General features: G+C 69.2%; 1 protein-coding gene and 1 pseudogene. Both read left to right on the top strand.

The features are described 5' to 3' along the window. Nucleotides 1-1,746: ATP-binding protein (locus GJ633_RS15970; protein WP_156589564.1), on the top strand; the 1,746-nt coding region annotated here is incomplete at its 5' end. Nucleotides 1,747-1,865: 119 nt separating this feature from the next. Beyond that, nucleotides 1,866-2,196 (top strand): annotated as a pseudogene (locus GJ633_RS15965) (universal stress protein); the annotation flags it as partial.

The raw sequence follows: 2,196 nt of genomic DNA, 5'->3' as shown, positions 1-2,196 counted from the left end.
GGTCGCGACGGCGACGACGCCGACCCGGGATCGACCGGAGCGGAGTTCGCGGCCTACGACGTCGAGCCCGCGGGCGAGGACGTCGGCCTCGGCGTCGTCTCGGTCTCGCAGGGGCTCCGCGTCGCGGAGGACGCCGACGAGACCTCGCTGAAGGCGTTCGTCACGACCGACAACCGCGAGTCGGTCCGGCTGGGGAAGTACCTCCTCGTGCCCTACCCAGACGGCGAGCGGCTGTTCTGTCGGATCACGGGACTGGAGTACGCACAGGAGTTCCAGTCCGACGACGCGACCGAGATCCACGCCCGCCGACAGATGCGGCGAGACGACTTCACCGAGCGCGACTACAAGTTCGTCGCCGACCTGGAACCGATGTCCGTCGTCTACGGCGAGGGGGACGACCTGAAGCGCCGGATGACGGACCGGGTGCCGAAGCCCGGCGCGGTCGTCGAGGAGGCGACGGACGACGCCGAGATCAAGACGGGGCTGAAGATCCCCGAGGACGGCGTCTTCGTCGGTCACCTCTCGGTCGGCGGCGAACGCGTCGAGACCGCTGCGGAGCCGCCGACGGTCGACTACCGGGTGAAAGACGACTACGCCGACGGCGACCCGCTCGCGTTCCGCCACACCCTCGTCGCCGGCGGCACCGGGTCCGGGAAGACCCACGCGACCAAGAACATCCTGCGGCAGTACCTCGATCCGGACCGAACCTACCCGACCGGCGACGGCCGCGAGTCACGGATGGCGGTCGTCCAGTTCGACCCCCAAGACGAGTACGCCCAGATGCACGACGACAACCCCGACCTCGACGACGCGTTCGCGCGGCGCCTGGAGCGCGAGGGGATCGCCCACGGCGGCCACGACGACACCGTGGCGCTCGTCCCGCGGGTCGCGAACGCGTCGTACCCCGGCGAGGGTCACCGGGCCGAGCGCGTCGAGTTCACGATCCCGTTCTCGCTCGCCCGCGAGATGCCGTGGCTGGTGGCCGGGTCCGGGCTGAACGAGAACCAGTACCCCGCGCTGTTGACGCTGCTGAACCGGTTCTTCCGCGATCACGGCGACGCGGGCACGTACCGTCAGTTCCTCTCGTACCTCGACGATCCCGCCCTGAAAGAGGAACTGGACGAGAGCGGCCGGGTCCACGAGGCGACGTTCGACGCTGTCAAACGGCGGGTGCGCGCGATCCCCGGCGGGGTGTTCGACCAAGACGCGAAGCCGATCACGGAACTGGACCATACCCTCGTCAGGCCGGGGGGACTCTCCGTCGTCCCGACCTACCACCTGCCGACCTCCCGCCAGAAGGAGATCGTCGTGCTCGCGGTGGCGGGACTGCTCGTCGACGACAAGCTCTCGAACGACCCCGACAGCGACCGGATCGAGGAGACGCCCCTCCTGATCGGGATGGACGAGGCGCACAACTTCCTCGCCGACGCCGACAACGTCCAGGCGCGGAAGGTCGTCCAGAAGTTCACCGAGGCGGCCAAGCAGGGCCGCAAGGAGCGGCTCGGCCTCTTCCTCGTCACGCAGGACCCGCAGGACGTCGCGGAGTCCGTCTTCAAGCAGGTGAACACGAAGATCGTCTTGAACCTCGGCGACGAGGACGCGATCGACAGCGTGAACATCCCCGCGAACCTCGCCGGCAAGGTCCCGTACATGGAGAAGGGGCAGATGGTGGTCTACTCGCCGGACAACTCCGAGCCGGTCGAACTGATCGGGCTCCCGACGTGCGTCACGCGACACGGAAGCTGAATCCGGCGGACCGGAACGAAGCTGATCCGGCGGACCGGAACTGAGCCGGAACGGTCCGGCGTTGCCGCTCGCCCGGAGGCGGCGTCTCCATTTTTGACCCCGCCGGCCGAAGCGTCGGTATGACCAAACGGATACTCGTGGCGGTGGACGGCTCCGAGGAGTCGACGGCGGCGCTGGCGTTCGCGGCCGAAGAGTGGCCAGACGCGGAGCTGACGGCGCTGTACGTGATCAACCCGGCCGACTCGACGACCGGCGTCGAGGGCGGGTTCCCGGGCGCGGTCGACCAGTGGTACGAGACCGCGAAGCGGCGCGGCGAGCGAATTCTCGACGAGGCGGCCGAGACGGTCGACCGCGATATCGACACCAGACTGGAGGTCGGCCGGCGACCGCGACGATCCTCACGGTCGCACGCGGCGAGACGACGGTGGGCGGCGTCGGGGGAATGGACGC

The organism is Halorubrum sp. CBA1125, from assembly GCF_009742825.1.
GTDB lineage: Archaea > Halobacteriota > Halobacteria > Halobacteriales > Haloferacaceae > Halorubrum.
This window is presented reverse-complemented; position numbering and strand designations above follow the sequence as displayed.